Source organism: Bacillus sp. EB106-04-02-XG92 (genome assembly GCF_058791995.1).
Genome location: NZ_JBYTEA010000019.1, coordinates 14,791 through 36,719, shown reverse-complemented (window position 1 = coordinate 36,719; position 21,929 = coordinate 14,791). Strand labels below are relative to the sequence as shown.

At 37.3% G+C, this 21,929-nt stretch carries 18 protein-coding genes; 14 read left to right on the top strand and 4 right to left on the bottom strand.

Features of this window, described 5'->3' with window-relative positions; genetic code table 11:
* Nucleotides 1-24: 24 nt before the first annotated feature.
* Entirely contained in the window at nucleotides 25-174 is a 150-nt protein-coding gene (locus AC3WVA_RS27170) for a YfhD family protein (RefSeq protein ID WP_001035806.1), read from the bottom strand.
* A 133-nt stretch (nucleotides 175-307) separates the two neighbouring features.
* Here AC3WVA_RS27170 and fabG point away from each other — a divergent pair, with 133 nt between their 5' ends.
* On the top strand, nucleotides 308-1,048 hold the full coding sequence (fabG, locus tag AC3WVA_RS27165) for a 3-oxoacyl-ACP reductase FabG (RefSeq protein WP_061678476.1): 741 nt from the start codon (nucleotides 308-310) through the stop codon (nucleotides 1,046-1,048).
* A gap of 51 nt (nucleotides 1,049-1,099) precedes the next feature.
* Here fabG and dhaS read toward each other — a convergent pair whose 3' ends face one another.
* The gene (dhaS, locus tag AC3WVA_RS27160; RefSeq protein WP_098346115.1) at nucleotides 1,100-2,584 is read right to left on the bottom strand and encodes an aldehyde dehydrogenase DhaS; all 1,485 of its coding nucleotides are present in this window, start codon (nucleotides 2,582-2,584) and stop codon (nucleotides 1,100-1,102) included.
* A gap of 272 nt (nucleotides 2,585-2,856) precedes the next feature.
* Here dhaS and AC3WVA_RS27155 point away from each other — a divergent pair, with 272 nt between their 5' ends.
* The 6 genes from AC3WVA_RS27155 to AC3WVA_RS27130 all read left to right on the top strand — a co-directional run bounded on the left by AC3WVA_RS27155 (nucleotide 2,857) and on the right by AC3WVA_RS27130 (nucleotide 9,361).
* A complete protein-coding gene (locus tag AC3WVA_RS27155) occupies nucleotides 2,857-3,135 on the top strand; it encodes a YhdT family protein (protein WP_098346114.1) in 279 nt (92 codons plus the stop codon).
* 3 nt (nucleotides 3,136-3,138) lie between these two features.
* Nucleotides 3,139-4,578 carry a sodium/pantothenate symporter gene (panF, locus tag AC3WVA_RS27150; protein ID WP_098346113.1) on the top strand — a complete coding sequence of 480 codons (1,440 nt, stop codon included), beginning with the start codon at nucleotides 3,139-3,141 and terminating at the stop codon, nucleotides 4,576-4,578.
* Nucleotides 4,579-4,646: 68 nt separating this feature from the next.
* A complete protein-coding gene (locus AC3WVA_RS27145) occupies nucleotides 4,647-5,627 on the top strand; it encodes a nucleoside hydrolase (RefSeq protein WP_142321018.1) in 981 nt (326 codons plus the stop codon).
* A gap of 117 nt (nucleotides 5,628-5,744) precedes the next feature.
* Entirely contained in the window at nucleotides 5,745-6,854 is a 1,110-nt protein-coding gene (locus AC3WVA_RS27140; protein ID WP_098346112.1) for a serine hydrolase, read from the top strand.
* 80 nt (nucleotides 6,855-6,934) lie between these two features.
* The gene (gene argH, locus AC3WVA_RS27135; protein WP_321191671.1) at nucleotides 6,935-8,461 is read left to right on the top strand and encodes an argininosuccinate lyase; all 1,527 of its coding nucleotides are present in this window, start codon (nucleotides 6,935-6,937) and stop codon (nucleotides 8,459-8,461) included.
* Nucleotides 8,462-8,527: 66 nt separating this feature from the next.
* A complete protein-coding gene (locus AC3WVA_RS27130) occupies nucleotides 8,528-9,361 on the top strand; it encodes a GNAT family N-acetyltransferase (protein WP_098346110.1) in 834 nt (277 codons plus the stop codon).
* 35 nt (nucleotides 9,362-9,396) lie between these two features.
* Here the strand turns inward: AC3WVA_RS27130 and AC3WVA_RS27125 are convergent, their stop codons facing one another.
* Nucleotides 9,397-10,146 (bottom strand): (S)-benzoin forming benzil reductase, encoded by a 750-nt coding sequence (locus AC3WVA_RS27125; protein WP_098346109.1) that lies wholly within the window; start codon nucleotides 10,144-10,146, stop codon nucleotides 9,397-9,399.
* A gap of 116 nt (nucleotides 10,147-10,262) precedes the next feature.
* Here AC3WVA_RS27125 and AC3WVA_RS27120 point away from each other — a divergent pair, with 116 nt between their 5' ends.
* Nucleotides 10,263-17,735: a DUF7507 domain-containing protein gene (locus AC3WVA_RS27120; RefSeq protein ID WP_098880514.1), complete on the top strand. Its 7,473-nt coding sequence runs from the start codon at nucleotides 10,263-10,265 to the stop codon at nucleotides 17,733-17,735.
* A 47-nt stretch (nucleotides 17,736-17,782) separates the two neighbouring features.
* On the opposite strand, the gene AC3WVA_RS27115 is transcribed toward AC3WVA_RS27120, so the two are convergent.
* Nucleotides 17,783-18,340, bottom strand: coding sequence for a CatB-related O-acetyltransferase (locus AC3WVA_RS27115; RefSeq protein ID WP_098346107.1), 558 nt, complete (start codon nucleotides 18,338-18,340; stop codon nucleotides 17,783-17,785).
* A gap of 140 nt (nucleotides 18,341-18,480) precedes the next feature.
* On the opposite strand from AC3WVA_RS27115, the gene AC3WVA_RS27110 reads away from it, so the two are divergent.
* From AC3WVA_RS27110 to cspB, 6 genes are all read left to right on the top strand, one after another.
* The gene (locus AC3WVA_RS27110) at nucleotides 18,481-18,822 is read left to right on the top strand and encodes an ASCH domain-containing protein (protein ID WP_098346106.1); all 342 of its coding nucleotides are present in this window, start codon (nucleotides 18,481-18,483) and stop codon (nucleotides 18,820-18,822) included.
* Nucleotides 18,819-19,214 (top strand): NUDIX hydrolase, encoded by a 396-nt coding sequence (locus AC3WVA_RS27105; protein WP_098881231.1) that lies wholly within the window; start codon nucleotides 18,819-18,821, stop codon nucleotides 19,212-19,214. Before AC3WVA_RS27110 ends, AC3WVA_RS27105 begins: the two co-directional genes overlap by 4 nt.
* A gap of 86 nt (nucleotides 19,215-19,300) precedes the next feature.
* On the top strand, nucleotides 19,301-19,921 hold the full coding sequence (locus AC3WVA_RS27100; protein ID WP_000070938.1) for an acetate uptake transporter: 621 nt from the start codon (nucleotides 19,301-19,303) through the stop codon (nucleotides 19,919-19,921).
* A 139-nt stretch (nucleotides 19,922-20,060) separates the two neighbouring features.
* Nucleotides 20,061-20,504, top strand: a complete 444-nt coding sequence (locus AC3WVA_RS27095; RefSeq protein ID WP_001062755.1) for a flavodoxin — start codon at nucleotides 20,061-20,063, stop codon at nucleotides 20,502-20,504.
* Nucleotides 20,505-20,520: 16 nt separating this feature from the next.
* Nucleotides 20,521-21,420 (top strand): WD40/YVTN/BNR-like repeat-containing protein, encoded by a 900-nt coding sequence (locus tag AC3WVA_RS27090; RefSeq protein ID WP_098346104.1) that lies wholly within the window; start codon nucleotides 20,521-20,523, stop codon nucleotides 21,418-21,420.
* 216 nt (nucleotides 21,421-21,636) lie between these two features.
* A complete protein-coding gene (gene cspB / locus AC3WVA_RS27085) occupies nucleotides 21,637-21,837 on the top strand; it encodes a cold shock-like protein CspB (protein WP_001179150.1) in 201 nt (66 codons plus the stop codon).
* Nucleotides 21,838-21,929 lie beyond the last annotated feature (92 nt).

Sequence of the window (21,929 nt, the reverse complement as noted above, 5' to 3'; positions counted from 1 at the left end):
GAAAAGAATAAGGTTGTGCTTTCCTTATTTTTCTGTTGACTGGCGTTTTTGACGTGCATCAGCGGCATTTGCACGTGCGTTTGCTTCTAAGTCATTGTGGTCAGCAAGTTCACGAGAGAACTCAACATCAATGCCATCAGCAGCTTTATTTTGCTTGAAATTTTTTTTGTTCATTTGACATAATCTCCTTGCACTTTATGCGACGTTGCAAAGTTAGTTTGACACAAATAGACTTTTTTATTCAAAGAGGAATTGGAAAGTAAAAAGCCGAAATATACAGTATAAGTAATAGAAATGGGGGATAGGAATGGAGTTTTTAAATGGGAAAACAGCTGTTGTAACAGGAGCTGCACAGGGGATTGGAAAAGAGATTGCAAGGGTTTATGCAAAACTAGGGGCAAAAGTATTAATTAGTGATGTAAATGAAGAGAAGCTACAAAAAACGACACGTGAGTTATCGGATGAAGGATATGAAGTGAGCTTATATCGATGTGATGTGAGTAATCAAAATGAAGCGAAGTCGTTAATTGAATATGCAGTTCAAAAATTCGGTACATTACATATTTTGGTGAATAACGCTGGGATTACAAGAGATGCAATGTTACATAAAATGGAGAAGTCTTCTTGGGAACAAGTATTGCAAGTGAACTTAACTGGAGTTTTTTATTGTATGCAACCAGCGCTTCTTTATATGAGACAACAAGGTTATGGACGCATTATTAATATATCTTCAATTAGTAGAGAAGGAAACATAGGTCAAGCGAATTATGCGGCTACGAAGGCAGGCGTTGTAGGGTTAACGAAAACGGCAGCGAAAGAAGTTGGAAGTTTTGGTATTACGTGTAATGCGATTTGTCCAGGGTTTATGGATACAGATATGACAAAAACGATACCAGATAAAGTGAAAGAAAAGATGGTCGGCGCGATTCCAGTTGGTAGAATTGGAACGCCAGAAGATATTGCGAACGCAGCTGCTTTTTTAGCATCGGAATACGCATCTTATATTACAGGAGAAGTATTGAATGTGAGCGGGGGACTGCAAGTTTAAAGGCATACATAATGAAAAGAACCTGACCGGATAGGTCAGGTTCTTTTTTCGTTAGTTTAAGTTGAGCCAAACACTCTTCACTTCTGTATAGTTATTTAATGCGTAAGATCCCATTTCACGGCCAAGACCGGATTGTTTAAATCCTCCAAATGGAGATGCCGCATCAAAGACGTTATAACAGTTTACCCATACAGTACCAGCACGTACTTTACTTGCAACATAGTGTGCTGTTTTAACATTTTCTGTCCACACACCAGCTGCTAAGCCGAATTGTGATTTATTTGCACGTTCAATTACTTCATCAATATCGTTAAAAGGTATTGCAGAAATAACTGGACCGAAAATTTCTTCTTTTGCAATCGTCATTTCATCATTAACGTCAGCGAATACAGTAGGGGAAACGAAGTAGCCTTGATCGAATGGATTACTTCCTCCGCAAAGTACTTCAGCACCTTCTTCAATGCCTTTTTCAATGAAGCCCATTACACGTTTTTGTTGTTCTTCAGAAACGAGAGGACCGATTGTAGTTTCTGGACTTAAGCCAGCACCTTGATTTAATTTTTTAGAGTAAAGGACAAGGTCAGCCATGACATTATCATACATTTTCTTCGGAACAAATAAGCGTGATCCAGCAGAGCATACTTGTCCTTGGTTAAACATAACACCAGAAAGTGCACCAGGAATCGCGCGAGATAAGTCGGCGTCTGGTAAAATAATGTTCGGTGATTTACCGCCAAGCTCTAAAGTAACACGTTTCAATGATTCAGATGCTTGTCGCATAATTTGTTTACCGACTGGAGTAGAACCAGTAAATGCAATTTTATCGACGAGTGGATGATTAACAAGTGCTTGTCCAGCTGATTCACCGAATCCAGGAACGATATTAATAACACCTTTCGGGAATCCAGCTTCTTCAATTAATTCAGCTAAGTATAGAGCAGATAGTGGTGTTTGTTCTGCAGGTTTTAAAACGATTGTACATCCTGTAGCAAGCGCTGCTCCCATTTTCCACATTGCCATAAGAAGTGGGAAGTTCCAAGGGATAATTTGACCGACGACACCAACAGCTTCATGGCGTGTATAGTTAAAGAAATCACCAGAAACAGGGATTGTTTGACCAACGATTTTCGTAGCCCATCCAGCATAATAGCGCATATGCTCAATTGCAAGTGGTATGTCTGCTGCCATTGTTTCACGGATTGGCTTTCCGTTATCTAACGTTTCGAGCTGTGCAAGCTCTTCTTTATGTTCTTCCATTAAATCAGCTAATTTGTACATAAGACGGCTGCGCTCAGCAGTGCTCATACGTGACCAAGGACCTTCGTCAAAAGCCATGCGAGCTGCAACGACAGCTTTATGAATATCTTCGCGACCAGCCTCAGAAACGACAGCAAGCGTTTCGCCAGTTGCTGGATTAGGTGTTTTAAACGTCTTACCAGAAGCGCTTTCAACGAAAGATCCATTCACATATAACTTTTTTGTACCTTGAAGAAACTTTTCTACTTTTTCATGAAGATTTACAGCTAGTTGACTCATTGTATAACCCCCTTGAAAATATAATGTAAACGCAGTACGAGACGGCGTTTATTCCGAAATCAAGGATGTGGGAACTAGATGGAAAGCCTCTAATTTAAATCATAAGTAACAAATACTGAAAATTCAAATTTCATTTGTGTTACAATTGTAAAAAATATGTAATGTAAGAGAATCTTCTATATGAATATAAAAAATCCTGCTTGTTTTTGCTTTCTAGTAGGAAAAACTAGAAGAACAATGGTACAATAATACATCGTGAGAGGAGGGAGAAAATGAAGAATTATCATGATGATTCACGCTTTCGGATTGCCCATAGAGAAGCGTTAATCGGTCTTGGACTTGCTATTATCAATTTTATAATATGGTACGGATTTGCTTATGGGCTTGGTAGTAAAAATCCGAGTGAATATACATATGTATTCGGTTTTCCAGCATGGTTTTTTTATAGTTGTATCGTTGGATTTATCGTTATGGTTATATTACTTAGTTTAGTTGTTCGTTTTGTATTTCAAGATATTTCACTCGATGAGGAAGAAAAAAGTGAGGAATAATAGATGAATTGGTATGTAATCATTCCAATGATAATTTCGTTTATCGTTGTATTTTTAATTGGTGTATATGCTTCAAGACGCGTGCAAGCAACTGCTAATAATAAATTTTTGCAAGAATATTTTCTTGGTGGGCGTGAGCTTGGCGGTTTATTATTAGCAATGACAATGATCGCTACGTACGGTAGTGCAAGTAGTTTTATTGGTGGTCCTGGTATTGCATACAATATGGGGCTTGGATGGGTGCTACTATCTGCAATTCAAGTTGTAACAGGGTATATCGTTTTAACGGTTATCGGTAAAAAGTTTGCAATTATCGCTAGGAAGATGGAAGCTATTACTCTTATCGATTATTTAAAGGGAAGATATAATAATAAAGCAGTTGTTATACTTTCTGCATTATGTATTATTATTTTCTTATTTTCAGCAACAGTAGCTCAGTGGGTCGGCGGTGGTCGATTAATTGAGTCACTAACGGGTCTCTCCTATACAACGGCGCTATTTTTATTTACTTTTTCTGTACTTGTGTACGTATTAATTGGTGGATTCCGTGCGGTTGCTTTATCAGATACGTTATTAGGTATCATTATGTTAGTTGGAACGACAATCATTTTAATTGCTACTGTCATTGCTGGTGGTGGAATTGAAAAGATTGTGCAGGAACTTGTTCAAATTAATCCGAATTTAATTACACCATTCGGAGCGGATGGTAGTTTAACGAAATCATATGTGACATCATTTTGGATTTTGATTGGAATTGGCGTTGTTGGTTTACCGCAAATTAGCGTGCGTGCTATGTCTTATAAAAATTCAAAAGCTATGCACCAAGCATTAATAATTGGAACGATTGTTGTAGGTACAATTATGATTGGTATGCATTTAACAGGTGTGTTTGCACGAGTCGTACTTCCCGGTATAACAGTACCAGATAAAGTAATGCCGCTACTCGCTATGGAAGTGTTGCCACCTTGGCTAGCTGGAGTTTTCTTAGCTGCACCAATGGCAGCAATTATGTCTACAGTAAATTCGTTATTGTTACTTGTAAGTTCATCAATTATTAAAGATATATACGTAAATTACATAAATAAAGATGCGGCAGACAGTACAATTAGAAAAGGAAGTTTGTGGATTACTGGTATCGTAGGAATGCTCGTTTATGCAGCAGCAATTAAACCACCAGATTTTTTAATATGGTTAAATTTATTTTCTTTCGGTGGATTAGAAGCAGCATTCATTTGGCCGATCGTATTAGGGTTATATTGGAAGAAAGGAAACGCAACAGGAGCGCTTGCCTCTATTTTAGTTGGGGTAGGTTCATATATGTGCATCCATCTTTTCTATCCAAATCCATTCGGTATACATACAGTTGTCTTCCCAATTTGTTTTGCGTTTATCGCTTATACCATTGGAAGCATGAGTACCGTGAAGAAAAACAGTATAGGTTAAAGAAGAACGTAGTCCTTATAGGACTGCGTTTTTTCGTATGAATTTGTTCTTTTTTATTCTGTATATCAATGACTATTCATAAATTAATAACAATTGAGGGGATGGAGTTGAGGGTGATGAAAAAAGTATTATTTTTAGGAGACCCGGGAATTGATGACTCTTTAGCAATTATGTATGGATTGTTGCATCCTGATATTGATATTGTCGGCGTAGTAACGGGATATGGAAATGTAACGCAAGAAAAGGCGACGAGTAATGCAGCATATTTATTGCAGTTAGCAGGAAGGGAAGATATACCAGTTATTAATGGTGCGAAGATTCCTTTATCTGGAGATATTACAACATACTATCCGGAAATTCACGGGGCAGAAGGTTTAGGACCAATTCGTCCTCCAAAAAATCTTTCTCCGAATATAAAGCCTTTTTGTGAGTTTTTTGATATTCTTGAAAAATATAAAGGAGAATTAATCATTGTTGATGCTGGCAGGTCAACGACACTTGCGACAGCGTTTATTTTGCAAAAGCCAATGATGAAGTATGTGAAAGAATATTATATAATGGGTGGCGCTTTTTTAATGCCTGGCAATGTGACACCAGTCGCAGAGGCGAATTTTCATGGTGATCCAATTGCGTCACAATTAGTGATGCAAAACGCCAAGAATGTGACATTAGTGCCACTTAACGTTACATCTGAAGCAATTATTACGCCAGAGATGGTGAATTACATTACGAAACATTCTAAAACGAATTTTAATAAATTAATTGAACCTATTTTTACGTATTATTATAAAGCTTATAGGAAGCTAAATCCGAAAATAAAAGGAAGTCCAGTGCATGACGTTGTCACAATGATGGTTGCGGCAAATCCGTCTATTTTGGACTATGTATACCGCCGTGTCGATGTAGATACAGTAGGGATTGCAAAGGGGGAAAGTATTGCTGATTTTCGGCCTCAACCTGATGCAAAAGCTTTAAAGAATTGGGTTCGAATAGGTTGGTCATTACAATATAAAAAATTTCTCGAAGACTTCGTCAAAATTATGACGTAGACATAATAAGAGGATACAAGTTAAAATAGTGGAGATGATTACTAAAATAATCATCTCCACTATTTTGTTTGTAAGAGATAAATAGAGAAGAGTTACACAATAGGAGAGGAATTTTACTTGAAAAAAACTATAGTATGCGCAGTAATTGTGGGTATTTTCGTTTTGCTAATATCGGGTAATTTTTTAGTGAAAAAAGTATGGAGCTCAAATAATGATGATGCGCAGTATATCGCATCCTTTATTGAAGAACATAAAGATGAAAAAAATAGCGCGCTTCTAGTAAAGAGAAATGATAAAGTTGTTTATTCTGTAAATCCAAATGTTGTATTGCCAGTTGCGAGTACGATGAAATTAATCGTGGCGCTTGAATATACGAAACAAGTTACAGAAGGGAAAATTGATCCATCTAGTTTCGTTTCCATAAATGATGTGAATCGTTATTACGTACCTAATACAGATGGCGGTGCACAAGATAGATGGCAAAGGTATTTGCAAAAGACAGACAAGATAACAGAAGGAGCAGTTTCTTTAGAAGAAGTGGCAAAAGGAATGGTTAAGTTTAGTTCGAATGCGAATGCTGAATATTTAATGGAAGTGTTAGGGTTAGATAATATTAATCGTAATTTACAAAGTTTATCGCTTCCAGCACATCAGCCGCTATTTCCGATTGTTTCATCTTTATACATCCCTGGATATTTGCATAAAGAACTACATGTTCCGAAATATAAAGTAGAGAAAAAGTTAAAAGAAATGTCTCAAGAACAATATCGTGAATACGCGATGATTATTCATGAACGCTTAAAAAAGAAGGGACCATTATTGCAGAAGGAAATTCCTCTTTATTTAGAGGAACGTTACGATAAAATTTGGTCAGATCGATTACCAGCAGCTTCTGCAAACGATTATATGGTACTGCTTCAAAAGGCAAATCATAAAGGTGGCCTAACAGAAGCCGAAGAAAAAGTGTGGGCGAATATTGTTGAAACAGATATGAGCGCTAAGAAATATCGTAAAACATTTAGACATGCAGGGCAAAAAAATGGTTATACGCCATGGACAGTTACAAAAGCAGTTTATGCGATGGATAAACGCGGGAACTGTACAGAAATAGTGTTTTTAGCAAATAATTTAAATGAGGACGACAGTGCAGAAATACGTAAACATTTAGCAAACTTACATTTCCAAGTGTTGCAAAGTGATAAGTATGATGCGACTTTTATTAAATAAACTCGGTGCAGAGAGCACCGAGTTTTTTATGTACAAGCACTTTTTTCCTATCTCTGGGTATGATGGGTAGTAATACTTAGGTGAGAGGGGAAAAGGTGATGAAACAAAGTAAAGAAGAGTTTATAAAGAGTGAAGGCGCTGATTTCCCTGGGAAAACATATGTAGATTGTGTATTACAACATGTATTTCATTTTCAACGAAATTACTTATTAAAAGATATGTTTCAAGTGCATAAAGCGCATATTACGATGCTGACTGAAGAAAATTTAATGAAAAAGGAAGAAGCTAAAGTTATATTACACGCATTAAACAAGATAGAGGGGATTCCGAAAGATCAATTGCTATATACAAAGCAACATGAAGATCTCTTTTTTTTAGTCGAACATTTAATTTCTCAAGAAGCGAAATGCGATTTTGTAAGCAATATGCATATTGGTAGAAGTAGAAATGATATGGGTGTAACGATGTATCGCATGAGTTTAAGGCGATATGTACTACGATTAATGGAGCATCATTTGTTATTGCAAGAAAGTATGTTGCAACTTGCCGATGATCATAAGGGAACGATTATGCCGGCTTATACACATACACAACCAGCGCAGCCAACTACATTTGGTCATTATACGCTAGCGATTTATGATACGATGCAAAGAGATTTAGAGCGAATGAAACGAACGTACAAATTTTTAAATCAGTCTCCAATGGGAGCCGCCGCTCTTTCTACAACAAGTTTCCCGATTAAACGAGAGCGAGTTGCTTATTTACTTGGATTTACAAATGTAATTGAGAATTCATATGATGCTGTTGCGGGAGCGGATTATTTATTAGAAGTTAGCTCGCTACTTATGGTAATGATGACGAATACGAGCAGATGGATTCATGACTTCTTACTATTAGCGACGAAAGAATATGATGGTATTACTGTTGCGAAGCCATATGTACAAATTAGTAGTATTATGCCGCAAAAGCGAAATCCAGTTTCAATTGAGCATGCGCGTGCGATTACGAGTAGTGCTTTAGGAGAAGCATTTACAGTATTTCAAATGATTCATAATACGCCATTTGGTGATATTGTCGATACGGAAGATGACTTGCAGCCGTATTTATATAAAGGAATTGAAAAGACTATTCGTGTTTTGTGTATTATGAATGCAGTGATTCGAACGATGAAAATAGAAGAAGAAACGTTGAGAAGTCGTTCTTATAAACATGCAATTACGATAACTGATTTCGCAGATGTTTTAACAAAAAACTATAACATTCCATTTCGGCATGCGCATCATGCAGCAAGTGTTATTGCAAATATGTCATTGGAGCAACAAAAGGAGCTGCATGAATTGCATTTCAAAGATGTAAATATATACTTACAAGAAAATTATAAAATACAGCTATTAGAAAACGAGTGGGAAGAGATTGTATCGCCAGAAGCTTTCATTCAAAAAAGAAAGGTATACGGTGGACCGAGTAAAAAAGAAATGGAGCGTATGATTAACAATCGAAAAGAGTCATTTCAGAAAGAAGAAAAGGTATTTGAAAAAGAAAAACAGAGAATTTTACAAGCGGAAAATGATTTGAATACGTTAGCCTCGGATATTATTGAATCGTAAAAGAGGGATTTAGTGAATTAATCGCCAATACTTAATGAAACTATAAATAGAGAGAAGAGATTGTCGATGATTCAATTACATGTATATGAAGAGATTCTTACTTTTAAAGAGGAGGTTACACCATTTTTAGAGAAGAATGAGCAGGAAAATAACCTCATATTAGGTGTATTACAAATGATCCAACAACCGATATTTATGGGGATAGCAAAACAAGAGGAAGAAATTGTAGTTGTATTTCTTCAAACAGAAGAAAAGAAACAAATCATTGTTGCTACGTCTGAGATGTCAGAAGGGGACATCGTGGAACTTGCAAAAAAATTAACGAAAGTATATCCAAATATTCCTGGATTGATCGGTAATAAGAAAATTGTACAGAGATTAGCGGAAGAGATTGCCGTGTTAGAAAATAAGAAAACTACTGTTGTAATGGAGCAAGGTGTATATGAATTAAAACAAGTGAAGAAAAAGTGGAACGGAGGTGGAGTCTTTCGAGAAGCAAGTAGTGATGAGCTACCATTAATAGAACAGTGGATATATCAATTTTGCGAAGATGTGAATTTGCCTACTACAAAAGAAGAAGCGACCCAAACCGCTCATACATTAATTACGAACCGTCGTCTATTTGGTTTAGAAGTAGACGGGAAGCTTGTATCTGTAGCTGCAAAAACGAGACCGACTACAAACAATATAACAGTTAATTTCGTATATACGCCGAAAGAAGAACGGAAAAAAGGATACGCATCTAGTTGTGTCGGTGCACTTAGTCAACGTATGTTAGATGAAGGGTATAAGACGACTACGTTATATACTGATCTAGCGAATCCTACGTCTAATAAAATTTATCAAGAAATTGGTTATGAACAAATTGCGGAGTCTGTACTTATATTTTTAGAGAAATAAAATGAAAAGGCACGCTATTAGAGCATGCCTTTTTGTTATTCATCAATTCGAATGACTTCACCTTGCGGGAAATTCTCAGTTTCTAGTAAGTTACGAATTGCTTTCGCAACGTATTCAGGTGACAATAGTTTTCCTTCTTCTTTTAGTGCGATGAAGCGGTCTAAATTTATGAAATCTTCTTTATTTGTTTCGCGAATTTGTGCTTGCATACTTGTGTCAACAACACCAGGTGCAAAAGAGACGATTTTTACTGGATATTCTTTTTCTGCTTCTTCGGTTGCTACACACTGTGTAAACATATTTACACCAGCTTTCGTCGTGCAATAAGCGCCCCATCCGAAATAAGGATTTTTCCCTGCGCCAGATGAAATGTTTATAACACGTTTATCTACTTTCCAGTCTTTCGTATGTTTCATGAAAGTGGAGGTAAGAATCATCGGTGCAAGTAAATTAATTTGAACATTCGTAATGAGCAGTTCGCTTTCAGCTTTTTCTATTGGTTTCATCGGTGCGAGTGTACCAGCATTATTAATTAAATGAATAGATGATACAGTGTCTTTTTGAATAGATGAAATGATTTCGTTAAAGTTCGTTTCTAAATTATGTACATCTTGAAGATCTAAGGAGTGGAAAACACAATTGCTGTTATATTGCTGTGCAAGTTTCGTAAGCTCTTTATTTTCTCTTCTAGAAATAGAGATGATACTCGTGTTTTCTTCTAACAATTGCGCGGCGATTGCCTCACCTAAACCTTGTGAAGTTCCTGTTACGATAACATAGCGCATAGTGTAGTAAGCTCCTCTCGTATGTGCGGAATTTTGTTGGACAAAGTACATTGCACAGTTTGTCTACATTTTATAGTATAGAGCACTTTTTACTATAATTGAAATGAGATGATTGTGTGCCTTTTATAAATCGTTTTACAACAACAGTACCTGGTGCCGTCACTTTTACGGGGAATACGTTAGGGCTTAGCCCTACATCGCCTGCACCAGGCAATATTTTTGGTACACTTGCTGTGTTTACGACAGTAAATACAGCGCTGCAAGTACCAGGATTTCCAGCAGGGACAACAGATGAATGGCAATTGAATTCTTCAAGTGCCATTTTAAATCTTCCAGCGGGAAGCAGTGTGTTATACGCAGAATTAGTTTGGGCTGGTACTTTCCGGACTGATACGGAAGATGTTTTACCATTTTTAAATGATAACATTACATTTACAACGCCAGCAGGGACGTTTTCTGTTACGCCAGATCCTGCAACCGCGCAGCAAGGCTCAGTAGGAAATCAATTTTATTATGCTCGCTCTGCTAATGTAACGAATCTTGTTAGTGCAGGTGGGGCAGGAACTTATACAACGGGGGCTGTGCCAGCTGCAAGAACTTCATCTGATCCAACTATTAGTCGTTCGGCTGGATGGACGCTTGAGGTTGTGTATCAAAATGCCAGTTTGCCACTTCGGAATTTGTCAGTTTATGCAGGTCAAGAAATTATCGATGCTTCATCACCACCAGTTGATGCAACTATCTCAGGATTTGCTACCCCTGCGACAGGAGCTGTAACAGGACGGGTGCTCGTAACTGCTCAAGAAGGTGATTCTAACATTGTTGGAGACCAACTTCGCTTTGGACCGAATGCAAATGCTACAGTTGCATTATCAGGCCCGAGAAACCCTGCTAATAATTTCTTTCAATCACAAATTTGTAATGACATTGGAGAGCTAGATACAACCGGGACATTTGGGAATTTGAATCAGCCGTTAGGGGCAGCTTTAGCCGTCAGAAGACAAGGATGGGATATTACGAATGTAAATGCCTCTGCATCATTAGTAAATAATCAAACTTCAGCAACAGTTCGATTCGTTACTAATGGAGATGGATATGCTGCAGCTGGCTTTGGGGTTCAAATTGATGCAACAGGGCCAATTATTAATCCTGTTAAATCGGTTAATAGAACAGTCGCAGGAGTAGGGGATACTCTCACTTATACGATTACGGTCCCAAATACAGGAACAGGAAGTGCAGAAAATGTTGTATTACGTGATAGTATTCCGAACGGAACGACGTTTGTTGCAGGTAGTGTAACGGTAGGAGGAGTAACACAGCCTAATGCGAACCCTGCTAATGGAATTAATTTAGGTACAATCCCAAATAACACGCAAAGAATTGTTACATTTCAAGTTCGAATAACATCATTCCCGAATCCAAATCCTATTTCAAATCGTGCAATGGTGTCATATCAATTCCGTCCTTTCGTTGGTAGCCCTCCTATTACAAGTACGTCTTCTTCAAACACAGTACAAACGACAGTGAATCAAGCAACTATAAGTATGCAAAAATCTGTAGATTTACAGACAGCAACACTTAATGATGTATTAACATACACGGTTAATGTGACGAATAATGGGAATGTCACTGCAAATAATGTTATTTTTGTCGATAGTATCCCTGGTGGAACAACATTTGTTCCAAATAGTGTTACAGTGAATGGAGTAGCACGTCCAGGAGCAAATCCAGCAAGTAGTATTAATCTAGGAAGTATTAATGCTTCTCAAACGACTGTAGTGCGCTTTCAAGTTCGAGTAACATCTAATCCACTTGTCAATCCAATTCCGAACCGTGCGAGTGCAACCTTTAACTTTACTCCAGTACCTGGCCAACAACCAGTTTCAGGGCAGGCGACAAGTAATACTGTAGTTACTACTATTAATATAGCTGATATAAGAACGAGAAAAACAGTGGATAAAGCTTTTGCGACGGTTAACGATATTCTTACCTACACTATTACAATTGAGAATATCGGAAATGTACTTGCGACAAATGTTATTTTTCAAGATCCGATTCCAATTGGAACGACTTTTATCGCAAATAGTGTGACTGTAGATGGGGTTTCACAACCTGGAGCAAATCCTTCGACTGGGTTTGCGGTAGCAAATATTTCTCCAGGTGGAAGTAGGACAGTGCGTTTTCAAGTCCGAGTGACATCTACACCATCAGGAGGCACGATTGCGAATCGCGGAAATGTATCTGCTAATTTCGTCGTTATTCCGAATCAACCACCAGTGACGATTAATAGACAAACGAATACAGTTGTGACACAAGTTAATACAGGCGGTTTAAATGTAATAAAAGAAGTGAATACGACACAAGCGGCAGTAGGGGACACTTTAACATATACGATTGCCATCCAAAATACAGGAAACGTTCCGCTAACAAATGTATTTTTCCAAGACACTATTTCTCCCGCTGTCTCATTTGTTGCAAATTCTGTAATAATTAATGGAGTACCACAAAGTGGATTGAATCCAAATACAGGATTTTCTCTTCCGAATATTCCTGCGGCTCAAACAGTTGTAGTCACATTTGACGTATTAATTGTACAGGATCCAGAAAATGAAGATATTTTAAATCAAGCAAATGTAACAGCAAGTTTTCAAGTGAATCCGAGTGAACCACCCGTAACAATCAATGTTCCGAGTAACGTTGTGAATACAACTATACAATCAGGGAACTTTGAAGTTGTGAAAGCAGTGAATACGGATGTTGCAACAGTAGGGGATGTTTTAGTATATACAATCGAAATTATAAATGCAGGTAGTGTACCAGCTACAAATGTATTTTTCCAAGATTCAATTCCACAAGGGACATTATTTATTGAAAACAGTGTCTTTGTGAATGGGGTCTTACAAGAAGGGGCAGATCCAGAATTCGGATTCCCATTAAATAATTTACCCGCTGGTGGGAGTGTAATTGTTACGTTTGAAGTATTAATTGATGAAATTCCACAAGGAAATAATGTTGTAAATAATGCGAACGTAACTGGAGATTTTCTTGTAAATCCAACAGAACCACCAATTACTGTAACGGTGCCAAGTAATACTGTTATGACAGTCGTGAATTCTTCAGGATTAAATGTAATAAAGAGTGTAAGCGCTGCTGAAGCAGGAGTAGGAGATACGTTAACGTATACAGTTCGTATACAAAATAGTGGAACAGTAGCAGCGACAAATGTATCGTTTCTTGATCCAATTCCAGTTGGAACAACGTTTGTAGCAAATAGTGTAACAATAAATGGAACGCCTCAACCAGGTTTAAACCCAACAATTGGATTTCCGCTTGCTAATATTCCAGTCGGAGGGATGGTAACAGTTATTTTTCAAATAACAATTACAAGTGTACCACCAAATAGAGTTCTTCCGAATAATGCGAATGTAACTGCTGATTTCCAAGTAAGTCCTCTCCAGCCACCAATTACAATTGTAACGATTAGTAATATTGTTGTGACGCGAGTGAATGTAGGATCCCTTAATGTAATGAAGAGTGTAAATACAACGCAAGCAGGAGTAGGAGATACGTTAACGTATACGATTCTTATTCAAAATACAGGAACTGTTCCTGCAACGAATATTATTTTTCAAGATCCAATTCCGTCTGGTACTGCGTTTGTAGCAAATAGTGTGACGATAAACGGAGTCGTACAGCAAGGCGCGGATCCTATGGCAGGTTTCCCAGTACCAAATATTCCAGTCGGGCAAACGGCTACGATTACGTTTCAAGTTACAGTGACGAGTGTTCCGAGCGGTGGAAATGTTAGAAACCAATCGAACGTTACTGCAAGTTTTCTTATAAATCCAGCAAACCCTCCAATAACGACTGTAACAAATAGTAATTTTGTAGTGACGCAAATAAACACAGCGCAGCTAAATATACAAAAATCTTCATCTGTACAACAAGCAGCACTTGGAGAAACTTACACGTATTCTGTTGTCATTCGAAATAACGGCACAGTAACAGCAACGAATGTTTCTTTTATTGATCCAATTGCTCCAGAAACAACATTTGTAGCAAATAGTGTAACGATAAATGGAACGCCTCAACCTGGATTTGATCCAAATATAGGTTTTCCGCTTCCTAATATTGCAGCTGGAACATCATTGACTGTAACGTTCCAAGTAACAGTAGTTGCGCCATCCACGCGCGGAGCCGTACTAAACACGGCATCTGCTACAGCCACTTTTTTATTAAATCCTTTACAGCCTCCTGTAACAACGACAAATTCAAGTAATACGACAGTAGTGACGATACCGTTACCGCCTCCTGGTGAAGTAACAGCAACAAAAACAGTTGATATTGCCGCTGGTGCTGTTGGAGATGTATTAACGTATACAGTGTTAATAACAAATGTAGGAATTATCCCTGTTACAGATGTGCTCTTCCAAGATGTCATTCCAGAAGGAACGACATTTGAAGAAGATAGTGTAACGATAGGTGGGGTGCAGCAACTCGGTTTAAATCCAGAAATAGGCTTTACAGTTAGTCCACTATTAAATGCTGGAGCGAGTATTTCTGTGACGTTCCAAGTGACGATTACGGAAATTCCAGATAATGAAGTTATATTAAATGATGCTGACGTTACGTTTACTTCACAACCAAATCCGCAGGAACCACCAATTACGGAAACGATATTAACGAATTTAGTCGTTACGACAATTAATATAGCGTCTATATTTCCATTAAAAATAGTCGATAAAGAAGTAGCGACTGTAGGAGAAATATTAACGTATGATGTATTAATCTTTAATTTCGGTACAGTGGCAGCGACGAATGTTGAATTTATAGATACAACTTCCGCCGGCGTAGCATTTGTACCGGGAAGTGTGAGCATAAATGGGGTACCGGCACCAGGATTAGATCCTTTCATCGGTTTTACAGTTCCAGATATACCTGTAGATGATTTTGTACTTGTCACATATCAGGAAGTGGTTACGAGCATACCTGAAGGTGGAACAGTTGCTAACTTTGTAGACATTACAGCTACATTTGCTGTAAGTGAAACAGAACCACCGATTACGGAGACGACAACAAGTAATACGACATTAACAGAAATTAATGAACCTGGTTTAAATGTTTTAAAATCAGTAAGTCAGCCGGTTGTTGCATTAGGTGATACAATCACATATACAACAGTAGTTCAAAATACAGGTACAGTGGTAGCGACGAATGTTCAATATAGTGATGTATTACCGTCCTCGATCACATTTATACCAGATAGTGTAACGATAGATGGCGTGCTACAACCTGGATTCAATCCTAATAATGGATTCACGCTTCCAGATATAAGCCCAGGTGAAAGTGTAGAAGTTATATTCCAAGTAACAGTTGTCAGTGTTCCAGCAAACGGAACAATTGCTAATACTGCAAATGTTACGGGAAGCTTTATATTAGTACCAGGAGAACCACCAGTTGTAGTAAACCAACCGAGCAATACAACACTTACAACTGTAAATAGAGGAAGATTTAATGTTATTAAACAAGTAAATAGGGCTGCTACTCTCGTTGGAGATGTATTGACGTATACAGTTCAAATAACGAATACAGGAACGGTAACAGCTAATGATGTTCAGTTTATTGATACGATTTCAGCAGGAGCGTCATTTATACCAAATAGTGTAACGATAGATGGAACCCCGCAACCAAACTTAAATCCAATTACTGGATTTGGAGTTGGAGATATACCAGTTGGGGAAACCGTTATCGTGACGTTTCAAGCGACAGTTACAAACATCCCGTCATCAGGAACCATTACGAACGTTGCAAATATAACAGGAAGCTTTACTTTAGTACCAGGAGAGTCACCGGTTGTAGTAACTGAACCGAGTAATACGACAATTACAAGGGTAAATAGAGGAAGATTTAATGTTATAAAAACCGTAAATAAGCAAGCAACACGATTAGGGGATACGTTAACTTATAGTGTGCAAGTTACAAATACGGGAACGGTAACAGCGACGAATGTTCAGTTTATTGATGTTCCGTCATCTAGTTTAGAATTCGTTCCTGGAAGTGTACAAATAGATGGAATTCCGCAAGTAGGTTTAGATCCTTTTGTAGGCTTTTCATTACCAGATCTTGCAGTAGGGGATAGTATATTAATTACATTTGAAGTAAATGTAATCGCAATTCCGCCTTCTAGTAGCATTATGAATACAGCGAGAGTAACTGGTGATTTCGAATTGATTCCAGGAGAACCACCGTTTACAATTACGAACTCAAGTAATACGACAGTCACACCAGTAAACCGAGGTAGTTTAGATATGCTGAAAGAAGTAGATCATTCGGTTGTTGGAGTGGGAGAAACGGTAACGTATACTGTTCGTATATTAAATACTGGTACGGCTGATGCGATGAATGTTCAATTTATAGATGTGTTATCTCAGGAAGCTGAATTTGTTCTAAATAGTGTAACGATAAATGGGGTTCCGCAACCGGGGTTAAATCCGCAGATTGGATTTACGATACCTGATATACCAGTTGGTGAGACGGCACTTGTAACATATGAAGCTACGATTACAAGTTTTCCGGATGGTGGAACAGTAGTAAACGTTGCTGGAGCGTTAGCAGAATATATTTTAGTACCAGGAGAGCCGCCAGTTACAGTGATGGACACGAGCAATACAGTTATTGTAACGGTAAATACTGCAATCTTATTTGTTGCAAAAGGAGCAAACTTTGAAGTAGCAATGATAGGGGATGTTGTCACTTACGGAATTGCCGTTATAAATGATAGTACAGTTCCTGTGACCAACATTGTGTTAACAGATATCATTGATCCAAATACGTTATTTATAAATGGCACGGTAACGGTAAATGATGTACCTTTTCCATTTGCCAATCCGAATACTGGTATTCCGTTAGGTGATTTTCAGCCAAATGATGCAGCAATTATTAATTTTCAAGTTGTAATAACAGGAGGGCAAATAAATAACTTAGTCACAAATACTGCTATAGCAAATGGGCTCGCAATTGTAAATCCGAATGAGCTGCCAGTAGTAGTTGAAGGTGATAGCAATACAGTTGTTATCCCGTTTATTCCTCAAAACGTCTCAACGGCAGTCGTAAAAACGGCAGATTTACAGGCAGCAACGATTGGAGATGTTATTACGTTTACGACAGTTATTACAAATACGGGAGATAATGTTATACAAAATATTCGTTTTCAAGATATGTTAGATAGTAGTGTACGATTTATCCTTGGAAGTGTAACGGTTGGTAATGCGCCAGTGCCAAATGTAAACCCAGTATCAGGATTTCTTATAGGGAGTTTAAATCAAGGTGAAGCACGGACAGTTTCATTCCAAGTAGTAGTGGAGAGAGCACCAAGCGGTTCAGGGAATTATATAAATCAAGCGAGTATTCGCTTCGAACATGAAGTAGGTCCAGTGTTACCACCTGTTACACAAATAATAGAAAGTAATATTGTGGTCATACCGTTCGTTCCAACGATTGAACAAATTTGTGAAACGAACTTTAATTGTTTAGATAAAATTCCATTTCAATGTTCTCCGTGTAATCAGTTGCACGGGCATAAGAAATAAAAATAAAAAGAGCATCTTGAAAGAATAAGATGCTCTTTTTGTATGAATCATATAGATTCATTTTCCGATGAGGTAAAAAACTCGTTGATTTTGCTCGAGAGTAGAAATGGAATAGCGCCTTTTATAACAGAGATGTCCCAGTCCCACCATGCGAGATTCTCTAGTTTGTCAATCGTTTCTTGCGGGAAACGATATCGAACAAATTTTGCAGGGTTACCAGCTACAATTGCATATGGAGGTACGTCTTTTGTAACAACACTCTTTGCTCCAATGATGGCTCCGTTACCAATTGTAACACCAGATAAAATGCAGGATTGATAACCAATCCATACATCATTGCCGACTACGATATCACCTTTTGAAGAAGGGTGACCAGTAATATGTGCTCCTTCATTGAAGAGAGCGTTAAATGGATAAGTCGTTATCCAGTCTGCGCGATGTTCGCCGCCAAGTATGAAAACGACTTCTTCTCCTAATGAACAAAACTTTCCTATTTTTAATTTTGTTTCATCGTTCCAAGAAAAAATGGTTGGTCCTACTTTACTATAAGTATAATCACCAATATCATATTTATTATATTCAGGTTTTTGATTTAAATATAACATAACGAATTTAGCATCCTCTCTAAAGCAAGTAATGGATATGGAACATTATATGCAACTTGGAGTAAGTGGAACTGTGTTGTATGAGTTGGTAATGCACAAATATAGTAGTAGGCGCAACGAATAAAAGAGGAGTGGAATAAATGATATACGAAATGGGGTTATATAATAAACCTTTTCAGTCAATTCAATTAGGAAAAAAAGTATATGAAGTACGTTTATACGATGCGAAACGTCAACTTATAAAACGAGGCGATCATATTGTATTTACGAACCTTACGACAGAGGAAACGATGACTGTAAAAGTAACGGAAATAAAACGATACGAAAGCTTTAAAGAAATGTATGAACAAATTGATAAAAAATTATTGGATTGTGAAAATGATAGTTTAGAGGAAATGTTAGAAAGTACATACAAAATATATACGAAAGAACAAGAACAAAAGTGGGGAACAGTTGCGATTCGTATTGAGGTAATAAAATGATAAAAAATCGCGGCGCGGCTATCATTGTAGAGGACGGGAAAATCGCACTTATAAAACGTATCCGAGAAGGGGAAACATATTATGTTTTTCCAGGCGGAGGAATTGAAGAAGGAGAAACACCTGAAGAAGCAACGAAGCGAGAGGCTTATGAAGAATTAGGAGTACATATAAAAGTGGAGCATCTTATTGCAAAGGTGGAGTATAAGGGTACGGAGTATTATTTTAACGCCCGTATTATAGGTGGAGTTTTCGGAAGTGGTAAAGCTGAAGAATTTGAACTGAAAGATAGAGGAAGTTATATTCCGTTATGGTTGCCGATACACGAGTTGGAAGAAGTGAATATAAAACCGTATGAAGTGGTCGGAAGTATATGTAATCTTTATAAAAAGTAAGGTCTGACAACATACAAAAAAAACCATTGACATAGCCTTCTGATTTAAGTATTGTATTCGAGTATGTTTATAATCAGGAGGTTTATATGAGCAATCAAACAACTACACATCATGTGAAAATGACAACAGCGGATCCATCTGGAATTGGTCTATTTGGATTAGCGATGGTAACACTTGTAGCATCATCTCAAAAGTTAGGCTTAACAGATGGCGTTTCTCTTGTATTACCGTGGGCAATCTTTTTAGGAGGATTTGCACAAATCTTTGCGTGCATTCACGATGCAAAGCATAACAATACGTTCGGTACAACAGCATTCGGTGCGTACGGCCTATTTTGGTTAGGTGTTGGAATGACTTGGTTAATCCAACTTGGAGTATTTGGCGAAAAATTAGCACAAGCTGCAGATTCAAAACAGCTTGGAGTAGCCTTTATCGGATATTTGATTTTCACAATCTTTATGACAATTGGTGCAATGGAAACACATAAAGTATTATTTATGATTTTCGTCCTTATTGATTTCTTATTTATCGGTCTTTCATTAAGTACTTTAGGTGTTATGCCGCATGCAATGCATAATTTAGCAGCATATTCTGAACTGCTTATTTCATTATTATCTTTCTATGGTTCAGCAGCAGCAGTGTTAAATACACACTTCGGAAAAGTTGTTTTACCAGTTGGAAAGCCGTTCGGTATTTTTAAAAAGTAATAAAAAAGCACAGATGATTGTATAGTCATCTGTGCTTTTTTGTATGGAATAAATAAAAATTAAAAATACAATTGAAATTGATTCTCATTATTAATATAATGAGAATGAGAATCATTTATTGTAAGAGGGGGATGCCGAAGTGGCGAAAATTTTAATAGCTTATGCAAGTATGTCAGGAAATACAGAGAGTATTGCTGATTTAATTAAAGTTAGTTTAGATGCTTTTGATCATGAAGTAGTATTGCAAGAGATGGAAGGCATGGATGCTGAAGAATTATTAGCTTATGATGGAATCATTTTAGGATCTTATACGTGGGGAGATGGTGAACTACCATTTGAAGCGGAAGATTTCCATGATGACTTAGAAAATATAGATTTATCAGGGAAAAAAGTAGCGGTATTCGGATCAGGAGATACGGCGTATGAACTGTTTTGTGAAGCGGTAACGATATTTGAAGAGAAACTTGTAGAACGCGGTGCAGAGCTTGTACAAGAAGGATTGAAAATTGAATTAGCTCCAGAAGATGAAGAGGATGTTGAAAAATGCAGTAATTTTGCAATTGCATTTGCTGAGAAGTTCTAAGAATGGGAGTGTCAACGTGGAGACGATGTTAAGTGCGACCGCTATTACAAAGTTAAGAGATGGAAAGCTTATGTTAGCTACTACATATAATGGCTTATTTATTGAACAAGACGGAGAATGGAAACAAATTTTAAATGGTTTTCAAAAACGAATTAGAGATTTACATAGCGAAGGTAATGTAGTGTATGGTGTAGGTGACGAAGGAATTTTTATTCGTAGTATGAATGGTGGAGAGAACTGGACGGTTCAGCGTTTTCCAACAAAAGCAACGAGTTGGAATGTGTGTAGTAATGAAAAAGGGACTGTCGTTGCACATGGAGATAAAACGTTGTATCATTCTAATAATTTTGGTTCGACATGGGAAACCATTCATCCATTTCTTGAGTATGGTGACGGGGCACCATCTATTCGATCGTTATTTTTATATAAACACTACTTATTTATCGGTACGAAAATACATGCTAAATATGGTGGTGTTTGGCTCTTTAATTTGGAAACACGTAAATTAAAGAGGATTAAAATCGTGATGAATCAGATGATCTCAGCGTTGACTTTACACAATTCTTATTTAGTAGCAGCTAGTGGATCATGCAAAGGGATTAGCGGGAATATTTCTTTTTGTAAAATAGATGAAAGTATTGAGAGTGAAAAAACATATTGGCACACATGTCAAAGCGAGCAGAAAGCAAGTAGCTATTTGGACTTAAGTGTAGATCAACATGTGCTATATACAACGTCAACGCAAAATAAGGCGGGGATTAGTACTGTTTGTCGTGTGCTTCTAGAAGAAGGAATTGTTACAGTATGTGACTCAGTTAAAGGGCATGGCTGGCGCATCGTGAACGAAAAAGAAGGCTATGTTGTAGCTGGATCAGGTGAATCAAAAGCGATGCAGTGGAAGAAAAAAGTTGTATAGCAAAAAAAACTTTGCTTTTATTATATTGATATGATATATTATATTTAAACCATTTTACTTTTAATAATATAGAGATTTAAATGAGCTGTAACTTCCGAGGAGGATAGCAATGTTAAATCTCCTCAGAGTTGCAGTTTTTTTAATGTCTGACTTATTTTTGTAAAGTGGTTGAAAATGAATATGTACATATAGGTACATTGTAGGAGGATTTTTTACATGCAAAACGGTAAAGTAAAATGGTTTAACTCAGAAAAAGGTTTCGGATTCATCGAAGTTGAAGGCGGAGAAGACGTATTCGTACATTTCTCAGCTATCCAAGGCGAAGGCTTCAAAACTTTAGAAGAAGGTCAAGAAGTTACTTTCGAAGTAGAACAAGGTAACCGTGGACCTCAAGCTACTAACGTTAACAAGAAGTAATTATGGAAAAAGGAAGGGCTTGCCCTTCTTTTTTTTTGCATTTTTATTGAATATACCCCTATGTACATAGCATAATGAGATTGAATTTTCGT

Coding starts and splice junctions, on each gene's coding strand:
- AC3WVA_RS27100 (WP_000070938.1), top strand. CDS start 19,301: ATGAGCAATCAAACAACTACACATCATGTGAAAATGACAACAGCGGAT.
- AC3WVA_RS27115 (WP_098346107.1), bottom strand. CDS start 18,340: ATGTTATATTTAAATCAAAAACCTGAATATAATAAATATGATATTGGT.
- cspB (WP_001179150.1), top strand. CDS start 21,637: ATGCAAAACGGTAAAGTAAAATGGTTTAACTCAGAAAAAGGTTTCGGA.
- AC3WVA_RS27110 (WP_098346106.1), top strand. CDS start 18,481: ATGATATACGAAATGGGGTTATATAATAAACCTTTTCAGTCAATTCAA.
- AC3WVA_RS27155 (WP_098346114.1), top strand. CDS start 2,857: ATGAAGAATTATCATGATGATTCACGCTTTCGGATTGCCCATAGAGAA.
- AC3WVA_RS27170 (WP_001035806.1), bottom strand. CDS start 174: ATGAACAAAAAAAATTTCAAGCAAAATAAAGCTGCTGATGGCATTGAT.
- AC3WVA_RS27130 (WP_098346110.1), top strand. CDS start 8,528: ATGATTCAATTACATGTATATGAAGAGATTCTTACTTTTAAAGAGGAG.
- panF (WP_098346113.1), top strand. CDS start 3,139: ATGAATTGGTATGTAATCATTCCAATGATAATTTCGTTTATCGTTGTA.
- AC3WVA_RS27105 (WP_098881231.1), top strand. CDS start 18,819: ATGATAAAAAATCGCGGCGCGGCTATCATTGTAGAGGACGGGAAAATC.
- AC3WVA_RS27145 (WP_142321018.1), top strand. CDS start 4,647: ATGACTATTCATAAATTAATAACAATTGAGGGGATGGAGTTGAGGGTG.
- dhaS (WP_098346115.1), bottom strand. CDS start 2,584: ATGAGTCAACTAGCTGTAAATCTTCATGAAAAAGTAGAAAAGTTTCTT.
- AC3WVA_RS27125 (WP_098346109.1), bottom strand. CDS start 10,146: ATGCGCTATGTTATCGTAACAGGAACTTCACAAGGTTTAGGTGAGGCA.
- fabG (WP_061678476.1), top strand. CDS start 308: ATGGAGTTTTTAAATGGGAAAACAGCTGTTGTAACAGGAGCTGCACAG.